Here is a 22,453-nt window from a genome sequence, read left to right on the forward strand (position 1 = left end):
CATGAAATCATTCTATTATATTCTCGCCATTACAGCCATTTTAAGCAGCTGTACAAAGCAATTACATAAAGATCCGATAGGCCTGTTAACGCCTGATCAGATCAACACTGATCCCAAACTGGGAACTGTTACTTCGTCCGTTACCTCTTCTTACCAGATGCTTTCCAGCACGCTCAACCTGTTGGGAGAATGGCAGTGGGATGGCGGAACCGTTACCCGCAATGATTTTGTACTGCAGGATATTGCCTCCGGAGATATGCAAAAGAAATGGAACCCGGATGGGGACCAGGCCTGGATGGACCAATACTCCAACTATAGCTTTACTGCGGCGAATGGTGGCTTTAATGGCCAGTGGAGTTATGATTATGAAGGCATCTCCCGCGCCAATCTTGCTATCAGCTACCTGACTGATCCTGCTGTTACAACCAAGATCGGCATTGATGAAACGCTGCGTAAAAGGCTATTGGGAGAGGTATACTTCCTGCGCGCTTTCTACTATTTTGAACTCGTGAACAATTTCGGGGATGTTCCCCTGTTGTTGAAACCACTGAAGAACTTCTCAGAAGCCTATAGCGTAGCAAAAAGAGAAAAGAAAGCCGTTGTAATGGAGCAGGTTAGTAAAGACCTTGCTGAAGCCAAACCCTTATTACCTAATACCAAATTTTCAGACAATACAGAAAAATGGAGGGCATCTAAAGGTGCTGTGATGGCCATGCAAGCCAAGGTGGCATTGTACGGTAAAAAGTGGGCAGATGTGATCGCGATCATTACAGAACTGGAAGGCCTTGGTTTTTACGGCCTTAATACGAACTACTTTGATGCTTTCAGCGTAGCCAAAGAATTCGCCGACAATGAAGTGATCTTTGCTTATGACCACCAGCAGGGAAAGAACCCCAGGAACGGGAATGGTTTATGTGCATTACAAGGCTGGGGCTTTATAGCACCTACTGCTAATTTCATCAGCGCATTTGAAGCTAACGATCCCCGTTTGCTGTACACTGCAGATGTAGCCAACCAGGCATGTTACAAATTACTGGGCACTACAGACAACAGCAATAAAGGAAACGACGATGCTCCCAATAATAAGATCTTCATCCGTTGGGCAGATGTGCTTTTATGGAAAGCAGAAGCTTATAACGAAAGCGCTAATTATCCTGCCGCCATCGGCATTATCAATTCTATTCGTGCACGTGCGAGAACAAGCCCTTCTGTAACGGGTGCCCTGCCTCCTGCAGGTACATTGCCTGCCAGGAATATCGCGGCTACAGATAAAGCCCTTGTTACTTCCTGGCTGGTAAGTGAACGCAGGGTGGAATTAGGTTTTGAATCACAACGTTTCTATGATCTGAAAAGATGGGAAACCGCCAAAGCAGTACTTACCGCTATGGGTAAAAACTTCCAGGACAAAAATTACCTCTACCCCATTCCGCAGGGTGAAATCGATAAATCAGGCGGTAGCATCACACAGAACACAGGATTTTAAAAGCAGCAGACATGAGTGATATAGCAAAGCGATTTGAAGCAAACCCATTGTTGTCTCCCGCGGACTTAAAAGCCAGCAGTGAAGGATTACTGATCACCTGTCTTTTAAACCCCGGCGTTTTTCAGTTCGAAAATAAAACATGGCTGATCGTAAGGGTAGCAGAAAGGCCGGAACAGCAGGCGGATGTGATCTCCTTCCCCATCCTCACGCCCACGGGTACAAAGATCATGGAGATCCCCAAGGATGATCCCGCATTGATAGCTACAGATGCGAGAGTGATCAGTTATCACGGTGTGGATTACCTCACTACCCTATCTCATCTGCGATTGCTTTGCAGCGATGATGGTGTACATTTTTATGAACCGGAAGGATATACTTCGCTATATGGAGAAGGAATGTTACAATCCTTTGGAATAGAAGACTGCCGGGTAACACAGATAGATAACAAATACTATCTCACCTTCACTGCTGTGTCTGACAGTGGTGTGGGAGTTGGTATGCGTACCACCACCAACTGGAAGGAATTTGAATCCCACGGTATGATCATTCCTCCGCATAATAAAGACTGTGCCATCTTCGAAGAAAAGATCAATGGGAAATATTATGCCCTGCACCGCCCCAGCAGTGTAGATATTGGCGGAAATTATATCTGGATTGCAGAGTCCCCGGATGCCATTCACTGGGGGAATCATAAATGCATTGTCAAAACCCGGGAAGAAAGCTGGGATAATGCACGCGTAGGTGCAGGATGTGCTCCTATTAAAACAGCGCAAGGCTGGCTGGAAATATACCATGGCGCCAATAAGCTGCATCAATATTGCCTCGGGGCTTTCCTGCTGGACCTGAACGATCCTTCTAAAGTACTGGCCCGCACAGAAGAACCTATTATGGTACCTACTGCACCTTATGAGCTGACCGGCTTCTTTGGCAACGTGGTATTCACCAACGGGCACACTGTAAACGGCGATACCATTACCATGTATTATGGTGCTTCGGATGAATTTGTTTGCGGTGCAACGCTTTCCATTAAAGAAATATTCTCATTACTAAAATACGATCATGCTTAGGAAATTAAGGTCTGAAATAGCCCATTTCAATAGTCAGCCGCATAACTTTCGCATCCTCGTAATGACGAATATTGTGTACGCATTTGTACTACCGGTAATAGATATTTTTGTTGCAGCTTACGTGATGCGCAGCTCCAACGATCCCGCCAAAGTGGTGATCTACCAGTTAACGATCTATACCGGTATACCATTAACCTTTCTGTTAAATGGATTCCTACTGAAACATTTTAATATCCGGAAACTTTACTCTGCCGGCATGTTGCTCAGCGGCGTATCCATGATGATCATGATGTCTCTCAAAACCCTCAGCCTTACAGGCATTGGCATTGCAGGGATCACCATGGGCATGTCCTTTGGTTTCTACTGGGCCAATCGTGATTACCTGGCATTGGCCATCACCCACGACGGTAACAGGAATTACTATTACGGATTAGAAACATTCTTCTATACGATCATTGCCGTAGTGATCCCCGTAGGCATTGGCTGGTTTATTGAAACATGGGGAGGCAAAGGAGGAGCGCACAGCGCTTACCTGATCATTACAGGGCTGGTATTTGTGATTACGGTACTGGCATCCATTGTTTGTTTCCGTGGTACTTTCAGCAACCCTATACAAAAGAAATATATTTTTCTGAAGTTTCACCCTTTATGGTATAAGCTATTGTTCCTCGCGCTGCTGAAAGGGCTGGCGCAGGGATTCCTGGTAACAGCGCCTGCCATGCTGATCATGTTACTATTAGGAAAAGAAGGAGCATTAGGTACTGCTCAATCTATCGGAGCCATTATTGCAGCCGTACTAATGTATATCATTGGCAGGGTTTCCGGCCCGGCGCATCGTTTGCGCATATTTGCAGGCGGCCTTATATTATTTACCATCGCCGCGCTTTTTAATGGTATTTTGTATAACGAAATAGGGGTTGTACTCTTCATGCTCTTTCTGTTACTTGCCAAACCCTTAATGGACCTCGCCTACTTTCCAATACAGTTCAGCGTGATAGACATTCTTGCACAGAAAGAGAACAGGGGCGAATTTGCCTACATCCTTAACCATGAAGCCGGTTTATATGTAGGCCGGTTCCTGGGTGCAGCTACCTTTCTTTTGCTGGCACACTTTTTTTCCATGGAGATCGCACTCCGGTATGCCATCATCATCATTGCCGTTATGCAACTCGGCTCTATCTATGTGGCAAAAGTGATCATGCGGGAAAGAGTGGAACTGATGCATCAGGAAGAAGAAAAAGACTTAAACAAAATTCAACAGGCTATATGAAGCATCTGATCTTATATTCCCTTTCCCTGCTGCTGCTGGCAGCCTGCAAAGAGTCCCCTAAAAAGGCTATGCCCCAGCAAAACCTTGCCAGGGTGGATTCCATGCCCAACCTGCCGCAGCCGCTGGAAATAATAGATTATCATCAACTGGCCCTGCAGTTCGACAGTACGGTATATGATCCAAACGCTACCGGCGAATACTGGCCATTGGTATGGCTGGACAGTAGCCACAAAAACTATCCACAGACCGTAGTAGGTTTATATACGGCTATCGGAGATGTACGGCAAGGCCCATCACATAACAAAGGCATGTTCCATGAAGCACTGGCCAGCATGGGTGCCATATTGGGCGCATCACTGGTAGGCATTGATAAATCCCGGCAGCGTGATCTCAATTATGTGGGTATGCTGAAAAACTACTTCAACAAAGATATTGGCTGGAACATCATGATGAACAATACCTGTCCGGAAGTAGCCTTGCTGGGTGGCGGTTATGGCCGCGACTGGTGGTACGATGTATTTCCGAATGTATTGTTCTACGCTATTTACGATAAGTATCCCAATGAACCCGGTTTTGACAGCATTGCCCGGAGCATTGCAGATAAATTCTATCTCGCGGATTCTCTCCTGCATGGTGACTATAATTATTCCTATTTCGATTATGGTAAAATGCGCCCCATGAAAACACATATCTGTCCGCAGCCGGATGCTGCTGCAGGTCATGCATGGGTTTTATATTCCGCTTACAAAAAATTCGGCGATGAGAAATATCTCAGCGGCGCTATCAGTGCTTTGAATGCATTGCAATCGCAACCATTGAATCCTACTTACGAAGTACTGATGCCCTTTGGCGCCTACCTTGCTGCAAGGATCAATGCAGAGCAGGGGAAAGATTTTTCCGTGAATAAAATGCTGGGATGGAGTTTTGATGGCACACCGCTTTGCAGGGAAGGATGGGGTGTATTAATTGGCAACTGGAATGGCATGGATATTTCAGGCGTAGTGGGCAGCACTGTTGATCATGGCGGATACGGCTTCCTGATGAACACCTATGACTTTGCATGGCCACTCGTTCCCTTGGTACGGTACAATCAATCATATGCCACGGCAATTGGTAAATGGATGTTGAATGCAGCTAATGCAGCCCGTTTCTTTTATCCTGCACATATGCCGGATGAACATGAAGCCATTCCGCAAATGGCGGCAGCCACCAAAGGGGTGATAGGATATGAAGGATTGATCCGTACATCCGGTTTTGAAAAATATGCACACATCAAAGGGCCTGTGGCTCAGGGCGACGGCCCCAACTGGGTACCGGGTAAAAACCCCGAGGTATCCCAATTCAGTGTATATGGCAGTGCGCATGTTGGTATCTTTGGCAGCATCATCCGCCCAACGGAAATACCCGGCATCCTGCAATTGAACCTGCTTGCAACAGATTTCTACCGTGATAAAGCATACCCCACTTTCCTCTATTACAATCCTTATCCCGAAAGTAAAGAGATCACATTGCCGCTAGACAAGCGCTCTGATCTTTACAATACCACCACCGGAAGTTTTATAGCCCGTAAGGTCTCTGATTCTTTTAATATCATCCTGCCACCGCAGCAATCTACTGTTATAGTGATTGTACCTGCTGGTAAAAGAGTAGTGTATGAAGGAGATAAGATGCTGGTGGATAATGTGGTGGTAGACTACAACGTACAATAATATCAACGGACAAGTACGCATAATTACGTATTTCTACGTAACGCCCAAGACAACTTGGGCGTTTTTTTCTGTTTAAATACATAATTATGTGATACCCCCGTCCAAAATCTGCGCTTAACTTGTGCCCCAATAGCCCCAAAGAATTGTTAGCGGCCATGCGCAACTAAATCTATTTACAATGACGACAAAAAAAATAAGGTGTTATGCGCCTGTTTTTCTTTTCATCTTTCTACTCCTCCTGTTCCACGTTGCAACGATCAGTTACCTGAGCATTGCCGCTTCTGCATTTTATGCCATCATGGTCAGCGAAAGCGCGCTCTGGATCATTTTGCTCACCCGGAGGAAAGCAAGCGGCATCATTTATCTTAAAAAGAAATTACGGCTGATCGTTTTATATGGATTGCCGATCCTGCTACTGGTATCTGTTTCCGGATTTCTCTTTTCCCGGTGGATAGGGCTGCATCATGAATTCGCTTATATAGCCGGCTTAAATATGTTATGCAGTTCTTTGGTGATCGGCGCTTACGAATGTGTATATTATGTACGGCAGTGGAAAAGGCTTTTCATTGAATCAGAAAACATCCGGAAGAGTACGCTTCATATTCAGTACAAGTTCCTCAGAGACCAGATCAAGCCACATTTCCTTTTTAACAGCCTCAACAGCCTCTCCTCGCTGATCTCCCAGGACCCGGAAAAAGCAGAGCGGTATGTGGAAGAAATGGCCATGGTATACCGCTACCTGCTAAAAAATAACGGTAAGGCGCTCACTACCTTTAGAGAGGAAAGGGAATTCCTTTCTTCTTACCTGCTCATGTTACATACCCGTTTTAACGATGCACTGATCATAGATATGCAGGTAGATGAATGTTACGATGATTTCCTCATACCTCCGTTTGTATTACAGCTGCTGGTAGAAAATGCCGTAAAACACAATATCGTTTCCCAGCGTCAGCCACTCACTATCCGCTTTTATACAGATGAAGAAGATCAGCTGCATGTCTGCAATAATTTACAAAAGAAAAAGAACCCTCCCCCATCAGAAAAAACAGGTTTACGTAACATCAGTTCACGGTATGGATTATTACCGGTGAAAAGAACACCCCGGATAACGGAACAGGATGGGCTGTTTAAAGTAATGATCCCGCTCATTCCTCACCATACATATGAAACCATTGAAGAATGACAGCACTTGTAATTGAAGACGAAACCTTAGCCGCTGAAAAACTACTAAAGATGCTGGCTGCCGAAGATGAAAGCATCCGGGTGTTAGGTGTTATAGATACTGTAGAAAAAGCAGTATACTATCTGAAAGACAATCCGGCACCGGATATCATTTTTCTTGACATCGAGTTAGGAGATGGAAAGAGCTTTGATATTTTCCAGGAAGTAGAGGTGAAAAGTCACATCATTTTTGTGAGTGCTTTTGATGAATACGCGCTGCGGGCGTTTAAGTACAACAGCATTGATTATTTGCTCAAACCCCTCAAAAGAAAAGACCTTGCCTTTGCCCTGGAAAAGTTCCGGCAGCATTTTACCTTAACACAATCCAAATCTGAGATAGCCGGTATTATCCGGCAGCTGCAACAAAAGGAATACCGCAACCGTTTCCTCCTCCGCCAGGGCACCCGGCTTTTTTCCCTCCATATCAATGAGGTGGCCATTGCCTATACCCGGGAGCGTTTACATTACATCCGTACCTTTTCAGATACCCATCACCTCATAGATAATAACCTGGACGAACTGGAAAGCCAGCTGGACCCGGAGAAGTTCTTCCGGGTTAACCGCCAGTTCATTGTGAGTTTCAATGCCATTGATCAGGCTTATGCCTGGTTTGATGGCAAGATCAAACTTATGGTGAAACCACCCGCGTATGAGGATATTATCATCAGCCGGCTACGGGCGAACGACTTTAAGAAATGGCTGGGTAAGTAAGTACCAAAAACATAAGGGGAACAACGCCTATCACCGCGCTGTTCCCCTTTTCCCTAATCCCTGTCTCTGATTCGTCAACCTTTCCTTTTACCAACTTTCATCATTGGCCTTTAACATAAGCATAATCCCTGTTTACTTCTTAGAAGTTAAAGCCGAGCCATTCCTGATCTCGTCATTCGCCTTTTCTACCAATATGTCCCCGCTGTTCAATTCTCCGAATATCTCCACTTTTCCTTCTGCCTCTCTACCTTTCCTTACTTCCACCCATTCCGCCTTTTGGTCCTTCAGCCGTACTACAAAGATCTTCTCAGTAGAACTTACTACTGCTGTAACCGGTACAACAAATACACTGTCTGTTGTATTCAACGGAATACTCACTTCCGCTACCATACCCGGTAATAATTTCTTATCGTTATTCAACACGTCCATTTCCACACGCTGAGAGCGCAAACGGCTATCCAGCGCACCTGAAAGACGGTTTACATTTGCTTTAAATGGTTGACCCGGCAAAGATTTCACGGTAAATCCCACTTCACTTTTATCCTTGAGATAACTGGAATAAGCTTCCGGAACGGCCACTACCAAACGTAATTTCTTTTGTTCCTGTAAAGTGAACATCGGCATTTCGGAACCTTTACCGGAAGGGCCAACATAAGCACCTGCACTCACATTCCTGCCACTGATCACACCTGCAAAAGGTGCGCGGATCTCCAGGTAGTTGCGGTTATCAGCAATTTCCCTATAAGCAGCCTTTGCTGATTCCTGCTGTGCAAAATCAGATTTCTGTTTGGCAAATGCCAGGTCCAGATCGTTCTGTGAAACAGTACCCGGTGTTTGACTGGTGGTATATAAACGATCGTAATTAGCTTTGCTTGCAAGGTATACTGCTTCCTGGGAACGCAGTCTTGATTCAGCACCTGCCAGCTGGGAGCTTAGTTCCGGTGCTTCCAGTGTTGCCAATACCTGCCCCGCAGATACGGCAGATCCCACATCCACATATAACTTCTTCACAAAACTGTTCACCTTGGCGTATAGATCCACCTGTTGAAAAGGCACCAGTTCTCCCGGCATTCTGAGGGATGCTGAAAAGATATTTTTCTCCAATGCAAAGGTGGCAACCGCGGGAACTGAAGCAGCTTCGTCCTTGCGGGTGTCTGTTTTGCTTTGCGAAACACCGCAGCCAGCCAACGCTACGGCTGCTATCAGTATTCTATTTGTTATTGTGATCATACAACGAAGGTATATAGTGTTTACTTTCTTTATTTTCAGGATCAAGGGAAACGGATGCAATGGATGCTTTTTTCTGTACCCAGGCAAATACCAGTGGCAGAATGATCAGTACGGCAAATGTAGAAGCTACCAGCCCTCCTATCACCGCACGGCCCAATGGAGATACCTGGTCCCCACCTTCTCCATGGCCAATGGCCATTGGTATCATACCTGCCACCATCGCGAGGCTCGTCATCAGGATAGGACGTAAGCGAAGTGCAGCAGCTTCTTTTGCAGAGGCCAGCGAATCGCCGTTATGCTTCCTCAGATGTTCCGCATTGGTGATCAGCAGCACCGCATTGGAAATGGACACCCCTACGGACATAATGATACCCATGTAAGACTGAAGGTTCAGGGTAGAACCTGTGAGCATCAGTAATGCAAGAGATCCTAATATTACCGCCGGTACCGTTGTCAAAACTACAAAGGAAACGCTGAAGGACTGGAAGTTAGCTGCCAGCATCAGGAAGATCACCACAATAGCCACCAGCAATCCTGATTCCAGGCTGTCCAATGTTTCTGTTAAGGTATTGGAAAGCCCGATCGGTTCCATTGCTAATCCACGGGGTAATTCTCCCAGCGAGGCAATTGCAGCCTGTACATCTTTGGTAGCGGTACCTAAGTCTTTATTGTTCAGGTTCGCTGTTACGGAAAGCATAGGCATAGCACCCAGGTTATCATTCTCTCCGTATGTAGTGGTCTGTGTGAGTGTGGCGATATCACCTAACACAGGGCGGGCTGAGTTTTTAAGGATCGGTATTTCACTGATATCATCAATGCTCGTCATTTTATTCTCCGGGATCTGCACCTGCACGCTGTACATCAACCCAGCCTTTTCATCTACCCAAACATTTTTCTCCGTTAAACGGGAAGAAGAAGTAGAGGCAATGAGCGAACGGGTAACATCTGTCATATCCACGCCCAGCTGTGCTGCACGGGTACGATCGATGTCTATATTGATAGCAGGATACTTGGTGGATTGCGTTAATTGAACATCCCTTAAGTAAGAAATTCCTCTCAGCTTCGCCATCAGTTTCTCTGCGTACTCTTCATTCAGCTTCTTATTCCTGCCGGAGATCCGCACCTCTACAGGTGTAGGAGAACCCTGGCTAAGGATCTTATCTGTGAGTTCAATAGGTTCAAAGGACAGAGAAAGTTCAGGCGCTCTTTCTTTTATTTTTGCACGTAACTTTTCTTTTAATTCATCCAGATCCACGTGATACTCTTTATTCAGGCTCACCTGTATAACTGCTTCCTGCGGGCCGGGCATGAACAAATAAATAGGGCTCACAGAAAACAGGGAAGGGTGTTGCCCTACATAAGCAGAGGTGATGGAAATATTCTCTTTCCCGATCACTTCTTCCATACTTTTCAGCGCCACTAATGTTCTCTGTTCCGTACGCTCCATCCTTGTACCCTGTTCAGAACGGATCCTCACCTGGAACTGGCCGCCGTTTGTTTTCGGTAACACATCCCGCCCGATATTCATCAGCAGTAATACGGCAATCGCGCTGATCACTATCAGATAACCTATTACAATGGGTTTGCGGTAAGGTATCATGCGATTGATGAAACGCATAAAACGTGCCCTGAACTTTTCAAACCGGCTGATCTTTCCATCTCTGTTGCTATCTGCACGTTCTACCAGTTCTTTCTTCTGGTCCCAGGTATCACCTTCACTTGCCGCACTGGGAATATGCGCATGTTTCTTATGACCCTTCATGATCCAGTTGGCCATTACGGGCACAAAGGTTTGGGAAAGGAAATAAGAAGTGATCATGGAGAAACCGATTGCCAATGCCAGCGGCAGGAACAATGATCCGGGAATACCCGTCATTGTAAATGCCGGTGCAAACACGGCGAGGATACAGAAAAGGATCAGCAGTTTCGGGAACGCTATCTCCTTACAGGCATCCCAGATAGCCAGCGCCTTGGGTTTCCCCATATCAAGGTGCTGGTGTATATTCTCAATCGTCACCGTACTTTCATCTACCAGGATACCAATGGCCAATGCGAGTCCGCTCAGCGTCATGATATTGATCGTTTGCCCGAAGAGGCTCAGGAACAATACCCCGGAAATGATAGATACCGGAATGGTGAGGATCACGATCAGTGCCCCTCTCAGGTCACCCAGGAACAACACCACCATCAAACCGGTTAATACCGCACCAATTACACCTTCACTTATCAGGCTCTTCACGGCATTCATTACGTAAGTGGACTGATCGAATTCATATGTAAGCGTTACATCTTCCGGCAATGCGGCCTGTAAACGCGGGATAGATTTCTTCAGGTTCTGTACCACTTCCCATGTAGAAGCATCCGCAGATTTAGCCACATTCAGGTATACAGAACGTTTACCATTTACCAGTGCATAACCGGCAGCGATATCGGCCCCATCCTCCACAGTAGCTACATCCCGGAGATAAAGGTTTTGCACACCACCTTTGAATAGCGGGATGTTCTCAAAATCTTTGATATTGGTGATATTGGTATTAGTAGGAGTAAGATAGTTCTTGTCGCCGATACGTACGTTACCGGAAGGTGCTGTTTGGTTATTCAAACGGAGCGCTTCCACTAATTGGTCCGGCGTAAGATTGTGGGAACGCAGCATTTCAGGGTCTGCTTTGATCACCACGGTACGGATATTACCACCAAAGGGAGGCGGGGCTACAAGACCAGGAATGGAAGTAAAGGATGCCCTTACATATACATTCGCCAGGTCCATCAATTCATTATTCGTTCTTTTATCACTGCTCAATACCAGCTCTCCCACCGGCAAAGTGGATGCATCAAAACGGATAATGAACGGCGGCTGTGATCCCGGAGGGAAAATAGCCTGTGCCCTGTTACTGAAGGCAGATACCTCTGCTGCTGCCTGCGCCATATTGGTTCCCTCATAAAAACTCAGTTTCATCAGGGTAAGGCCTTGTACGTTCTTTGTTTCAATGGATTTCAAACCATTCACAAAGAGCAGGATGTTCACATAGTTCTTGGCAAAGAAAGCTTCCATCTGGTTAGGCGTATATCCACCAAACGGATGCGCAATATATAATACCGGTAATTCCAGTTTCGGAAAGATATCTACCTTAATCTGCCGCACCGCCTTGATACCAAAGAAGAATAGTCCTGCCACCAATACCAGGATCGTGATCGGTTTGTTCAGTGCGCTTTTAATCAGTCCCATTATCTAGCTATTAGAATTCATTGATAAATAACCCGAAGTTGCCTACTGCCGCAGATTTCAGCAACAACGCCTGCCACACATTGCTATAAGCAATATCCCGGTCTGTTTCCGCACGGTTCAATGCATACAGTGCCTGTGTTACATCTACCAGCGTGCTCAATCCGTTACGGTACATCACTGTTTTCTGTAAATAAGCATCTGCTGCAGATTTGATCTGTACGGCGGCTTCCCTGTAATTGTCCAGCGCATTCTTCATTTTAGTATCTGCCAGTACCACCTGCGCTTTCAATTGCTGGTCCACTACTTCCATTTCGTTCTGTAATGCTTTGGAAGTAAAATCCTGTGCCGCAGACTGATGACGTACCCTGAGAGGGCTCGTCAGGTTCCAGGTAACTCCCACACCCAGCAGGTAATTGCTCCTGGTTGGTTTGATCCCTTCCCAGTAATTATGTGTATAAGAATTCTGGTCCTGCGCATAATCATTATGGAAACCGGAAGCCCTTGTTTGCAATACACTGAAAACACTAAAGGCAGGGTAGTTAAATGTTTTGATATATTTCTCCTGTTCCTCACTCAGCAGTACCCTGCTTTTATAATATTGTAAAAGCGGATGCGCATCAGGGTTTAATGCGGCAGTATCTGTGATGGCAGAAGGTAACCGTGTAATGAACAAACTGTCCAGCACAAACTCCGCAGGTGCTACACCCAGTAATTGGGCCAGCACATTTCCCTGCTCCTGTTCCAGGTCCTTTGCTTTTGTAAGGGCTATCCTGGCATTGGAAACTTCAGCATTGGCGAGGGAGGAATCCACCCCGGCAATCAACCCATTCTGCACGCGGCGTGTTACCACAGCACGGAAAGTGTCCGCTCTTTCGAGGTTGCGCTCCCAGGAATTTGTTAAACGCTGCGCCGCCAGTAAGTTCAGATAGGCCCCTGCCACTCTCACTTCATGCCGGAACTGTTCCTGCTGCCAGTCACGCTCATCGCGCGCGGCCACAGATGCAGCCGTTTTAATCTTTTCTTTCGCCCTGCCGAATGCAAAGAATTCCCAGTTGATATTGGCCAGGTACAAAGCCCCGAAGGCAGCATTCCAGTTCTGAGAAGGTAAGGGTAAACCGGAAGAAGCCACACCAAGACCGCCAAAACCGTACAGGGGGCCATTCTGCCCATTGACGGTTCCGTAATCCTGTTGAGCCGAAAAATTAAGATTGGGGAGGTAATCCCTCCTGGATTGTTGAACGGTAGCCTTGGAAGCGTTTAAGTAATTGGCCTTGGCTTTAATGGTCCCGTAATTGTTCAAAGCCGTTTGTACAGCATCTTTCATTGTAAGTACCTGGGCTTGCGCATTCCAGGTAGCGCAACAAAATATGGCTGACATCAGCAGATGAACCTTGTAGCGTATAGTCATCTCTAATGAATGTGCGATTATGCATGGCAGCTTTAAAGCTGAATTCTCTCATGCAAATAGCGCTCATCATTTTGAAGCAATTTTGAAGAATGGGATTCCGGGGGGAAGTTCACGATAAGGATATGGAGCCCGGATGTATAGTGGTACTGGATTTCAAAGGAATTCATGTCACATATCTGTTTTACAATAGACAGACCAATTCCGATAGAGTTGTTACACTGGCTTCCTTTCTTAAATCGCTGGAACATTTCCGAGGTAGGATGTTCTGGCGCTTTTCCGGTATTTTTTACCATCAGGAATTCCCGGTTCAGGATCACTTCTATGGTACCGCCGGGCATATTGTGGCGGATAGCATTGCTGAGCAGGTTATTGAGCAGGATGTCTGCCAGTGAGGCATGCAGCTTCAGGCAAACAGATTCTTCTATGCTGGACTTTACGGTCAGTTCTTTCAGGGCTATCAGGTCGCAGAAAGCACCCAGGGCCTCCCTGGTGTATTGGTCAAAAGGCACCTCTTCCGTAGCTTCATATTCATTGTTCTCCAGGCGGGATAACAAAACCAGCGAACGGTTAATGCGCGTGAGCTTCTCTACCGCATTGTTCATATCCGCGATAAGTACAGCCTGATCTCCCTGGATATCAGATTCTGATAACAGTTCCAGCTTACTCCGGATAATGGCCAAGGGCGTCTGCAGCTCATGGGACGCATTTTCGGAAAATTCTTTGAGGGAGCTATAATCATCCACCGCTTTATCCGTCATCTTCTTTACAAAGAGGTTCAGTTCCTTGAACTCCTTGGTGCGCGTTTCCGGCAACACCAGCCGTTTCTTGGATTTCAGGTTGAATAGCTGCAATTTTTTAATGGTGCCGTAAAAAGGAGCCAGCACTACCCGCGAAGCTACCCGGGCCGTTAACACCACCAATGCCACCAGGATGATCAGCTTCCACATGATGGAGATCCTCAATCCCGCCAGGATCTGTTCCGAGCGCGATACATAATCGCCGGAAGTGATCCTGTAATATTGATTATTGATATTATGATAAGAAGTAACAATGATCTTGCGGTCATTATCATTCAGCTGAGGATCGTGGGTTACATCCCTTTCTGTAATTACATAGTGATCGGCAGCAAAAGCTGTATCCGTTTTAGCATACAACACCCTGCAGCCTGCGGTATATTCTCCGGGCGGCTGCCCTTTCCCTATCTGTTCTGCCACCCGCACATTCACATGTTTCAGGCGCTCAATAGCTGATTTATCAATCTCCCGTTTGATACTATAATAAGTGATCACACTATTGATAGGTATGATCACCATGGTAATACCCAGGAACCATAAGGTGAATTTATCAACGAGCTTCATTGCTTTGATGTATTAAACTTGTATCCCAGCCCGTACACTGTTCCAATATAATCCGTACCATTTGCTGCGCTGATCTTTTTCCTGATATTTTTTACGTGCTGGTATACAAAATCAAAGTTCGCAAAATTGTCTGTATAATCCCCCCAGAGATGTGCGGCAATGGATTGGCGGGAAAGTACCCTGTTCTTGTTCACCACAAAATACAGGAGCAGGTCAAACTCCTTCCGCGTCATATCCAGTAATTGCCCGTTCACCGTAGCTTCCAGTGTATCTATATTCAAACTTATTTCATTAAAGGCAATAATATTGCTCCCGTTCAGCTTTTTGCGGCGGTAAATGGCGCGCAGGCGGGCATGCAGTTCCGGAAGATGGAAAGGTTTAGTGAGATAATCATCCGCACCCTCTTCCAGTCCGGCGATCTTATCGTCCAGCGAGTTTTTGGCAGACAGTATCAGGATGCTGCTTTGTATGCGCTCCGCTCTTATAAAAGACAGGAGCTGTAATCCATTCCCGTCCGGCAACATGATATCCAGCAGCACACAATCATATTGAAATGAGATCAGCTTATCCTGGGCATCCGTGATATTATAGCTCACTTCGCAGATATACCCCTCTCTCCCCAGAAATTCAGAAATACTGCTGGCCAGTTCTTCGTTATCCTCTATCAGCAAGACTTTCATATCTTCTGCAAATTACACACAAATTTGAAGTAATCTTGAAGTGAAAGGGGTTATAAATACATATTTCATTGAAAAACAACAACTTGCCTTGGTTCAAATTATTCTAGCACAGGATTTGCTTATACCTCACCCGTAAACCTATAAATATGAAACCATATTCTTTATTCTTTCTTTTAACAATGATGTTGGCTGCCTGTGCCGGTCCCTCCTCAGAAAAAAAGGCGGAGGCAGACAGTGTGCAGGCTAATGTTACGGCCGTAAGCAGTACACCTACGGATATCAGTACTTATGTAGGAGACATTGATGAAAAATCCGGTTCCGATTATTACCTGCTGGCGCTCCATGATTTTTTGAACGGAGAGAACTCAAATGGCATAGTGGCTACCTTCAATAACAGCGGACGGCCATTACGTGTACTTCTTTATCCGGAAGGAGATCAGCGGATCAAAGCTCCGCAGACCTGGATCTACCTGGATTCCCTGTCCGGCAAACCTGTATTGCTCCGGGAGATCGTGGAAAGTGAGAACAATGTAACAGAGAATAGCTTTTACTATGGTAATGATTCCGTGCTACAGTCAGAAACACGTGCAGCAGCAGATCTGCCCGGTCTTGAAAAAGCAGTATTCACCAGTTATCAGTCCCCTGCTCCGCCAAGTGACTACCGTTTACAACCGGCTGAAGTAAGCAAACTGGTGGAAAAGGTATTGACAGCAGTAAAAGCAGATAGAAAAGACCTGAGCAAAGGAGCAAATATTGTACGTAAAGATGGTGCCTCTCACTGGGGCACTGGTAATGAACCCGGATGGAGCATTGCAGTGATCCCTAATAAAAAGATCATCCTGCATATGAACTACGACCAGGATAAATATGAATTCCCATATAGTGATGCGCAGAAAGGAGATAATGAGGCAACAGAATTCATCACCACTATTAAAGATCACACCCTCACCGCAAAATTTGAGAACAAGCGGTGCACGGATGATGCAGATATAAAACATCCCATGACCGTAACCATCCGGTTCGATGGCAAAACTTACCAGGGCTGCGGCCAATCGTTATTTTAGTTAAACGGATGCACCGAAGAAAAAAGCCGTCCCACATTCCGGGACGGCTTTTCCATTTTTATTTCTTTACCTTTTTAAATGCATCCAGGCCTGATCTGAGCCAGTTGGCATACTCCTGGATGTTGGGCGTGTAAGCCACAGGGTACGTCAGCAACTTTTCTTCAGGGCTGATCAATACATACAAAGGTTGTGAGTTATTGTTGAAGTTCAGGGTCTGCATGGTGGCATACTTATTCCCGATAGTTTTGATCGGTTTTTTACGGCCATCAGGGAAGGTGTGCATGAACTGCTCATCTTCCGGCAGCTTCTGCTTATCATCCACATACAATGAAACGAGGATGTAGTTATCCTTGATCAGCGCATGCACTTCAGGATCTGTCCATACATTCTCTTCCATGTTCCGGCAATTCACGCAAGCCCATCCGGTAAAGTCTATGAGGATAGGTTTGTTCTGTGCTTTGGCCAGTTCCAGCGCTTTATCGTAGTCATTGATCACATTGGGTTCTACCGCACCTTTTTCATGCGCACTGTTACCATACCAGCTATAAGACATCGGTGGCGCGAATCCGCTCATCAGCCTTACGTTGGCATATTTAGTATTGGTAACACCCGGAAGCAGGTATATAGTAAAGGCGCCAAAAATAACGGCAAAGAAGATCCTGGTGGCCCCCAGCTTTTTCACAGGGCTATCATGCGGGAAACGGATCAAACCTAACAGGTAGAGCGTGGTCAGCAATCCGATAATGATCCAGATCAGGAAGAAAGTTTCGCGGTGCAGGATACCCCAGTGCATCACGAGGTCTGCATTGGAAAGGAATTTAATCGCCAGCGCTACTTCAATAAAACCTAATACCACTTTTACGGAAGTAAGCCATCCGCCTGATTTTGGCAGAGAGCTTAACCAGTTCGGGAACATCGCAAACAGTGCAAAAGGTAATGCCAGTGATACGCCAAAACCGGCCATACCGGCAGTAAGCAACCATGCACCGCCGTCAGAACCCAAAGAACCTGCCAGCAAAGAACCCAGGATAGGTCCTGTACAGGAGAACGATACCACAACCAGCGTTAATGCCATGAAGAAGATCCCTACCAGTGTTCCTTTATTTGCTTTGGAATCTGCCTTGCTGGCTAATCCGCTGGGCAATGTGATCTCAAAATATCCGAAGAAGGATATCGCAAACACTACAAATACCGCAAAGAAAAATACGTTCAGCCAAACGTTGGTAGAAATATTATTGAAGATCTCAGGCTCTGCCAGTCCCGCTATGTGGAAAGGCACGCTGAATAAGATATAGATCAGGAAGATAAAGAAGCCATACATGGTGGCATTGAAAATGCCTTTCTTTTTATCCTGCGCGCTCTTTGTAAAGAACGATACTGTCAGCGGGATCATAGGGAACACGCAAGGTGTTACCAGTGCCAGCAATCCTCCCAGGAATCCAAGCAGGAAGATGAACCAGGGGTTTGTTTCCCCTTCGTTACCGATACCGCCTACTTTATTTACAGGATTCTGCAGATCAATGTTATCCCGTTTCAATTTATTGGCCTGGTCAGCCGAAGCTACCAGCCCGCCTGCTTCTCCGGAAAGGTTTCCGGCAGCATCTGCTTTAAAGCGGAATTCAGTTTCTTCCGGGTTGATCTCTTCTCCTTTCAGGATGAAGTAATTGATCGTTCCTTTAAGATCGTTCACCGGGCCTTTGAATTTAACCTGCAGGGTAACTACTGTTTCTTTCTCAAAGAATTTGATTTCCTGGTTATCCAGCAAAGGTTCCGGCGCTTTCAGCTCTTTGCCTTCATAACCTAAACCTGTGATCGCAGCCCTTACATCACTAATGCTATCCAGTATAACACGGGTATTAGGATCGTCATCTCCCATACTGGGGGAAAACAACTTCCAGCCTTCGGCAATGTTTGCTTTGAATTTTAAGGTATACGCCCCTTCCCCTATCTTCTCGGATGTAAACGTCCACTTCACATGCTTCGCTGTGGCATCTGCATCCTGCGCACGCAGAGCAGGCAAGAGCATGAGCTGGAGGCTGGTAAGGAATAATAAAAAGTACTTCATATATATGATAGACTTAACAGATTGTAAAGAATGTAAATGCAAAAACGAGTTCCTGTAAAGAACTCGTTCCTGCTATACCTGAATATAATGATGTATTGGAGTGGTCAATTTACTTTCCTCCTACATTAAAAGCGAATTCTACTTCTGTAGGTGGCAGGCATTGGTGATCGTCGCAGACCATAAACTCTACAGAGCCTTTCAGCTTTGTAGCCGCTTTCCCTTTTACAGTAACTGTTTGTACAAAGGAAACGGTGTTTTCATAATACTTCAGTTCTGAATCAAAGTTCTTATCGAATGCTTTATGCAGTTTACCCACTTCTTTTACTTTACCGGTGGGTACCACCAGCGGGTTTTTGGCAAATTTAAAAGTGGTAGGGATCGGGCCTTCGCCAGCTTCCTGTGCATATACGTGCCAGCCTTTTTCAATAGTGGCAGTGGCAATCACTTCATATGTAGTGGCATTTACCTTCTTAGAGGAGAACGCCCATTTAACCGGGTTTTCTTCCTGTGCTAAAGCCAGCACGGGCAGTGCAAATAAGCACAATGCAACGAGTAATTTCTTCATAGTTCTTTTTTTTCTGGTTGGTGGTTGATCTAATTGTTATTGATAAGGCTCTGGAAAATCAGCTGCCCATCGCGGTTACCCAGTATTTCGCTGGAAGCCCTTTCAGGGTGAGGCATCATTCCAAAAACATTTCTCTCTTTATTACAGATCCCGGCAATGTTGCGAATAGCACCATTCGGGTTAGCTTGTTCAATAATATTGCCAAACTCATCGCAATAGCGGAAAAGCACCTGGTTGTGTTTAAACAGTTCGTCCAGGGTGGCATCATCAGCATAATACCTGCCTTCGCCATGTGCGATAGGGATCATCAGCGGCCTGCCCGTTACATCTTTAGTAATAGATGCCTGGGTGTTTTCGCTTTTCATGAAAACATTCTTGCAGATGAACTGTTGGTTCTGGTTCTTCAGCAGGGCGCCTGGTAACAAACCTGCCTCGCAAAGGATCTGGAATCCGTTGCAAACACCTATTACACGGCCGCCCTTTTTGGCAAACTCAATTACGCTCTGCATCATAGGGCTGAATTTGGCAATAGCCCCGCAACGCAGGTAATCACCATAAGAAAAGCCACCTGGCAGCAGCACGCAATCTTCCGTACCAAACATGCTAAGATCCTTGTCTTTATGCCAAAGCGCAATAACATCCTGGTTAAGGTCGTAACGCAATGCATCAATCATGTCCTGATCGCAGTTTGAGCCTGGAAATGTAACAACACCAAATTTCATCAGTTAATATTTGTTTTTATCGGTCAGATGGAACTTCGCTTTCGCTCCGTTTCATATAAAAATGTACATTAATTTATCCCGGAAAAAGCAAAATTACTTAGCCTTCGGGAATTTACAATAACCGCTCATAGAATTTATGATTCTACTAACACAAGGGCTAATGTGAAAAGTATTGCATTACAATAACATATGCTAAAACGAGTATGTGTATAGCGCTTGCAATACCGTTATTAGTAATGGACCAGAAAACATTCCCTACAAACATGGAAATTGGCAATACCACCAATACCCAGTAATTAGGTGAAAAATGCTCGCTGAAAAAGGGCACGAACATGGCCACCAGCACGTAAACAACCACCGTTGCCCAAATCTTGCGCCCCTGGATCAGCATCTTCTTGAAGGTCCGCTGCAAAAGCAGCCAGCCTACTGCAAAGAACAACACATTCGCAATCAGTGCGCCCCAGACCTTATAATCCGTGATCATCGGTAAATGGAAGCCTATCCGGGGCATTTCATAGATCAGATCCCACTTATCCGTCAGGAACAGGTAAGTTCCCAGCAGGTAAAAAGGGCAGAACAGCCCCAGTAACCCTATTATCCATTCTGCCAGGCGGAAAGACCGCATGATGAGCAGGCTCAGGAATAACAGCAGCACAAAAAGGATGGCGGGGAAGTAGAAAAGCCCACAGATCCCCAGGGCAAACCCAATATTAAAAGCCACATCCCTTGCGGAAGATCGCATGTACAGATCAGAAATGCTGGCAAAGATCCACAGCATGATGGTATTTACGATCAGCGCAGGAGAAAACACATTCCAGCCCTCCAGTAAGGAAGTGAAGAGCAAAAAGCTCATAGCGGGCAGGTAAGTATCTTTGGCAAAAAGGCGGTGATTATTGATGGTACGGGTAAGCAACAAAGCCTGCAGGAACTGCAGGAGCAGCACCAGTGAGGTGAAAAAGAACGGGCTCTTGCCCACTATCCCTTCCAGCCAGCCGGTTAAAGCATTATACAGCAAACCTTCGGAACCATCTGCCTGATAGAGAGACGGGTGTAAAAGATAGTAGAATTTAACGAGCAACGTGTAGATGAACAGCAGCAAAACCGTCAGCGGATTGCCTGATCTAAAAAAACGTATCACGGTGCAAAGGTGTAATTAAAAGTCAATTTTAGCAAAGCAAATATAATTCCTGTAAATGCAGGGGATCAGTACGGTACGCCCGCTGATCTGTTTGCCATAACGGGGCATCCAGGTAAAACCCTTATCCAGGTTGCGCAGTGTAGGCATACGGTTCACTTTGCCATCAGGCCCAATGGTGTTTTCAGACAGTACATACTGCCGGCGGTCCAGTTCATTGAACAGGAAATGCAGCTCACTGCCCACATTTACTAACATATAGCTCAGGTAAAGATCGGCACCATCGTCGAACTGGCTTTTATGCACAAAATTGCTGTATGTCAGCTCCCCTTTGTCGTCAAATGAAAGGATGGCCACGTTATCATAGTGGTAACGGGTTCCCTGGGCATCGTTCCAGCCATAGGGGTTATAATAATAAGGAGAGTAAGGTGAATAATAATAGGGACTGTATCCGCCATAACCGCCATACATATAGTTCCAGCGGTTCCAGGGCTGGGTGCGGGAAGTGGTATAATAAGCTTCTGCCGTCAGCAAAAAGCCGCCGTTCTTGGTATTGATCACCTTGCGGATGAAATAATCGTTGAAAGCCGCAGAAGTGGAAGATTCCCCACGGGCGCTTTGTTTAAGTTCGGGACTGAATGCCACCAGCTTTTCGAATAACCGTTGCCGTTGGCCATAATCCAGGCGGAAAAGGTATAAACCTTCCACATTCCCTCTCTTCTGTTTATAATAAAAAGCAGTAACAAGGGCCTGTTTGTCCTGGTTATCCAGTTTTACCTTCACTTCATCCAGCAGCAATCCTTTCGATTCAAAGTCCTGGTACTCAAAATCGTCCACCACAGCTCTTTTGATCACTATCTTTCCGCTGGTAATATAATCCCGGTTAGAGGTCCTTTCCAGTTTGGTGAAAATAAGGTCTCCGTCGTTATTCAGGTGGAAATTGCTCAGGAAGTGGCGTTTGGTTTCCATGGGCAGGGAAACGCGGCTGTTATTGACCAGGTTAAATGCGCTATCGTAGAGGAAAGTATAGAAAACATGGTTGTCCTCCTTATCCTGGTTGATCTTGTATACCAGGATGCGGCTTTTATCTTCGGATACTTCTACTGAATATACTTTATTGTCTTTGGAGAAATTGCCGATACGGGTGGAATCCACCATCACGGGCGCAGATTCAAAAACACCCATGCTGTTCACGATCCCGCAGAAACTGTATACCGCATCCTTACGCTGGAACTGGTAGAGCATATAAGCCTTATCCCCATAGTTCACAAAGTCCACGCTGATCAGCTTCTTAGGCAAAAAGTCCAGCTTCACCCTGTCCTTCAGCTGCATGCCATTATCATACACGGAAATGTGATAATCCCCGCGATCGGCCTTATATACAAGGATATTACCCGAAATCTTGCCTATTATTTCAAACTCCGTGGATTTATAATCATCCCGTTCCGGTTCTGAATAAGTGACCTTTTGGGCGGTTGCGACTGTTCCACACAGCAGGAGGGCAAAAATTTGTACGATAGATCGAATGCGCATGGATAA

Annotated in this window: 17 protein-coding genes; 7 read left to right on the forward strand and 10 right to left on the reverse strand. The window is 45.8% G+C overall.

Annotated features, from left to right (window positions below; translation table 11 throughout):
* Position 1 precedes the first annotated feature (1 nt).
* The 6 genes from BUR42_RS18235 to BUR42_RS18260 all read left to right on the forward strand — a co-directional run bounded on the left by BUR42_RS18235 (position 2) and on the right by BUR42_RS18260 (position 7,461).
* Positions 2–1,483, forward strand: a complete 1,482-nt coding sequence (locus BUR42_RS18235) for a RagB/SusD family nutrient uptake outer membrane protein (protein WP_074240866.1) — start codon at positions 2–4, stop codon at positions 1,481–1,483.
* A gap of 11 nt (positions 1,484–1,494) precedes the next feature.
* Entirely contained in the window at positions 1,495–2,550 is a 1,056-nt protein-coding gene (locus BUR42_RS18240) for a glycoside hydrolase family 130 protein (protein ID WP_074240867.1), read from the forward strand.
* Positions 2,543–3,820 (forward strand): MFS transporter, encoded by a 1,278-nt coding sequence (locus BUR42_RS18245; protein WP_074240868.1) that lies wholly within the window; start codon positions 2,543–2,545, stop codon positions 3,818–3,820. Before BUR42_RS18240 ends, BUR42_RS18245 begins: the two co-directional genes overlap by 8 nt.
* Positions 3,817–5,529, forward strand: a complete 1,713-nt coding sequence (locus BUR42_RS18250; RefSeq protein WP_074240869.1) for a hypothetical protein — start codon at positions 3,817–3,819, stop codon at positions 5,527–5,529. The genes BUR42_RS18245 and BUR42_RS18250 overlap by 4 nt, the downstream gene beginning before the upstream one ends.
* A gap of 178 nt (positions 5,530–5,707) precedes the next feature.
* The gene (locus tag BUR42_RS18255; protein ID WP_074240870.1) at positions 5,708–6,712 is read left to right on the forward strand and encodes a sensor histidine kinase; all 1,005 of its coding nucleotides are present in this window, start codon (positions 5,708–5,710) and stop codon (positions 6,710–6,712) included.
* Positions 6,709–7,461 carry a LytR/AlgR family response regulator transcription factor gene (locus BUR42_RS18260; RefSeq protein ID WP_074240871.1) on the forward strand — a complete coding sequence of 251 codons (753 nt, stop codon included), beginning with the start codon at positions 6,709–6,711 and terminating at the stop codon, positions 7,459–7,461. Before BUR42_RS18255 ends, BUR42_RS18260 begins: the two co-directional genes overlap by 4 nt.
* 132 nt (positions 7,462–7,593) lie before the next feature.
* On the opposite strand, the gene BUR42_RS18265 is transcribed toward BUR42_RS18260, so the two are convergent.
* The 5 genes from BUR42_RS18265 to BUR42_RS18285 form a co-directional block, all read right to left on the reverse strand.
* Positions 7,594–8,691, reverse strand: a complete 1,098-nt coding sequence (locus BUR42_RS18265; protein ID WP_074240872.1) for an efflux RND transporter periplasmic adaptor subunit — start codon at positions 8,689–8,691, stop codon at positions 7,594–7,596.
* Entirely contained in the window at positions 8,672–11,917 is a 3,246-nt protein-coding gene (locus BUR42_RS18270) for an efflux RND transporter permease subunit (protein ID WP_074240873.1), read from the reverse strand. The genes BUR42_RS18265 and BUR42_RS18270 overlap by 20 nt, the downstream gene beginning before the upstream one ends.
* Positions 11,918–11,927: 10 nt before the next feature.
* Positions 11,928–13,295, reverse strand: a complete 1,368-nt coding sequence (locus BUR42_RS18275) for a TolC family protein (protein ID WP_143197510.1) — start codon at positions 13,293–13,295, stop codon at positions 11,928–11,930.
* A gap of 62 nt (positions 13,296–13,357) precedes the next feature.
* The gene (locus tag BUR42_RS18280) at positions 13,358–14,683 is read right to left on the reverse strand and encodes a sensor histidine kinase (protein WP_074240875.1); all 1,326 of its coding nucleotides are present in this window, start codon (positions 14,681–14,683) and stop codon (positions 13,358–13,360) included.
* Positions 14,680–15,363: a response regulator transcription factor gene (locus BUR42_RS18285; RefSeq protein WP_074240876.1), complete on the reverse strand. Its 684-nt coding sequence runs from the start codon at positions 15,361–15,363 to the stop codon at positions 14,680–14,682. Before BUR42_RS18285 ends, BUR42_RS18280 begins: the two co-directional genes overlap by 4 nt.
* Before the next feature lie 146 nt (positions 15,364–15,509).
* Here BUR42_RS18285 and BUR42_RS18290 point away from each other — a divergent pair, with 146 nt between their 5' ends.
* Positions 15,510–16,427 carry a hypothetical protein gene (locus BUR42_RS18290; protein WP_074240877.1) on the forward strand — a complete coding sequence of 306 codons (918 nt, stop codon included), beginning with the start codon at positions 15,510–15,512 and terminating at the stop codon, positions 16,425–16,427.
* Between the two features lie 58 nt (positions 16,428–16,485).
* On the opposite strand, the gene BUR42_RS18295 is transcribed toward BUR42_RS18290, so the two are convergent.
* From BUR42_RS18295 to BUR42_RS18315, 5 genes are all read right to left on the reverse strand, one after another.
* A complete protein-coding gene (locus BUR42_RS18295) occupies positions 16,486–18,492 on the reverse strand; it encodes a protein-disulfide reductase DsbD family protein (RefSeq protein WP_074240878.1) in 2,007 nt (668 codons plus the stop codon).
* Positions 18,493–18,601: 109 nt separating this feature from the next.
* Entirely contained in the window at positions 18,602–19,057 is a 456-nt protein-coding gene (locus BUR42_RS18300) for a protein-disulfide reductase DsbD domain-containing protein (protein ID WP_074240879.1), read from the reverse strand.
* A 29-nt stretch (positions 19,058–19,086) separates the two neighbouring features.
* Entirely contained in the window at positions 19,087–19,731 is a 645-nt protein-coding gene (purQ, locus tag BUR42_RS18305) for a phosphoribosylformylglycinamidine synthase I (RefSeq protein WP_449506081.1), read from the reverse strand.
* Between the two features lie 205 nt (positions 19,732–19,936).
* Positions 19,937–20,917 (reverse strand): hypothetical protein, encoded by a 981-nt coding sequence (locus BUR42_RS18310; RefSeq protein ID WP_143197511.1) that lies wholly within the window; start codon positions 20,915–20,917, stop codon positions 19,937–19,939.
* A 15-nt stretch (positions 20,918–20,932) separates the two neighbouring features.
* Positions 20,933–22,447, reverse strand: coding sequence for a hypothetical protein (locus BUR42_RS18315; RefSeq protein ID WP_074240882.1), 1,515 nt, complete (start codon positions 22,445–22,447; stop codon positions 20,933–20,935).
* Positions 22,448–22,453: the final 6 nt, after the last annotated feature.

The organism is Chitinophaga niabensis, assembly GCF_900129465.1.
In the GTDB taxonomy this organism is placed as follows: domain Bacteria; phylum Bacteroidota; class Bacteroidia; order Chitinophagales; family Chitinophagaceae; genus Chitinophaga; species Chitinophaga niabensis.

Excerpts from the sequence above, each read along its gene's own strand:
- BUR42_RS18250 (WP_074240869.1), top strand. The coding sequence starts at position 3,817 with ATGAAGCATCTGATCTTATATTCCCTTTCCCTGCTGCTGCTGGCAGCC.
- BUR42_RS18235 (WP_074240866.1), top strand. The coding sequence starts at position 2 with ATGAAATCATTCTATTATATTCTCGCCATTACAGCCATTTTAAGCAGC.
- BUR42_RS18315 (WP_074240882.1), bottom strand. The coding sequence starts at position 22,447 with ATGCGCATTCGATCTATCGTACAAATTTTTGCCCTCCTGCTGTGTGGA.
- BUR42_RS18270 (WP_074240873.1), bottom strand. The coding sequence starts at position 11,917 with ATGGGACTGATTAAAAGCGCACTGAACAAACCGATCACGATCCTGGTA.
- BUR42_RS18240 (WP_074240867.1), top strand. The coding sequence starts at position 1,495 with ATGAGTGATATAGCAAAGCGATTTGAAGCAAACCCATTGTTGTCTCCC.
- BUR42_RS18275 (WP_143197510.1), bottom strand. The coding sequence starts at position 13,295 with ATGTCAGCCATATTTTGTTGCGCTACCTGGAATGCGCAAGCCCAGGTA.
- BUR42_RS18245 (WP_074240868.1), top strand. The coding sequence starts at position 2,543 with ATGCTTAGGAAATTAAGGTCTGAAATAGCCCATTTCAATAGTCAGCCG.
- BUR42_RS18265 (WP_074240872.1), bottom strand. The coding sequence starts at position 8,691 with ATGATCACAATAACAAATAGAATACTGATAGCAGCCGTAGCGTTGGCT.
- BUR42_RS18255 (WP_074240870.1), top strand. The coding sequence starts at position 5,708 with ATGACGACAAAAAAAATAAGGTGTTATGCGCCTGTTTTTCTTTTCATC.
- BUR42_RS18280 (WP_074240875.1), bottom strand. The coding sequence starts at position 14,683 with ATGAAGCTCGTTGATAAATTCACCTTATGGTTCCTGGGTATTACCATG.
- purQ (WP_449506081.1), bottom strand. The coding sequence starts at position 19,731 with ATGATTGATGCATTGCGTTACGACCTTAACCAGGATGTTATTGCGCTT.
- BUR42_RS18285 (WP_074240876.1), bottom strand. The coding sequence starts at position 15,363 with ATGAAAGTCTTGCTGATAGAGGATAACGAAGAACTGGCCAGCAGTATT.
- BUR42_RS18290 (WP_074240877.1), top strand. The coding sequence starts at position 15,510 with ATGAAACCATATTCTTTATTCTTTCTTTTAACAATGATGTTGGCTGCC.
- BUR42_RS18295 (WP_074240878.1), bottom strand. The coding sequence starts at position 18,492 with ATGAAGTACTTTTTATTATTCCTTACCAGCCTCCAGCTCATGCTCTTG.
- BUR42_RS18260 (WP_074240871.1), top strand. The coding sequence starts at position 6,709 with ATGACAGCACTTGTAATTGAAGACGAAACCTTAGCCGCTGAAAAACTA.
- BUR42_RS18300 (WP_074240879.1), bottom strand. The coding sequence starts at position 19,057 with ATGAAGAAATTACTCGTTGCATTGTGCTTATTTGCACTGCCCGTGCTG.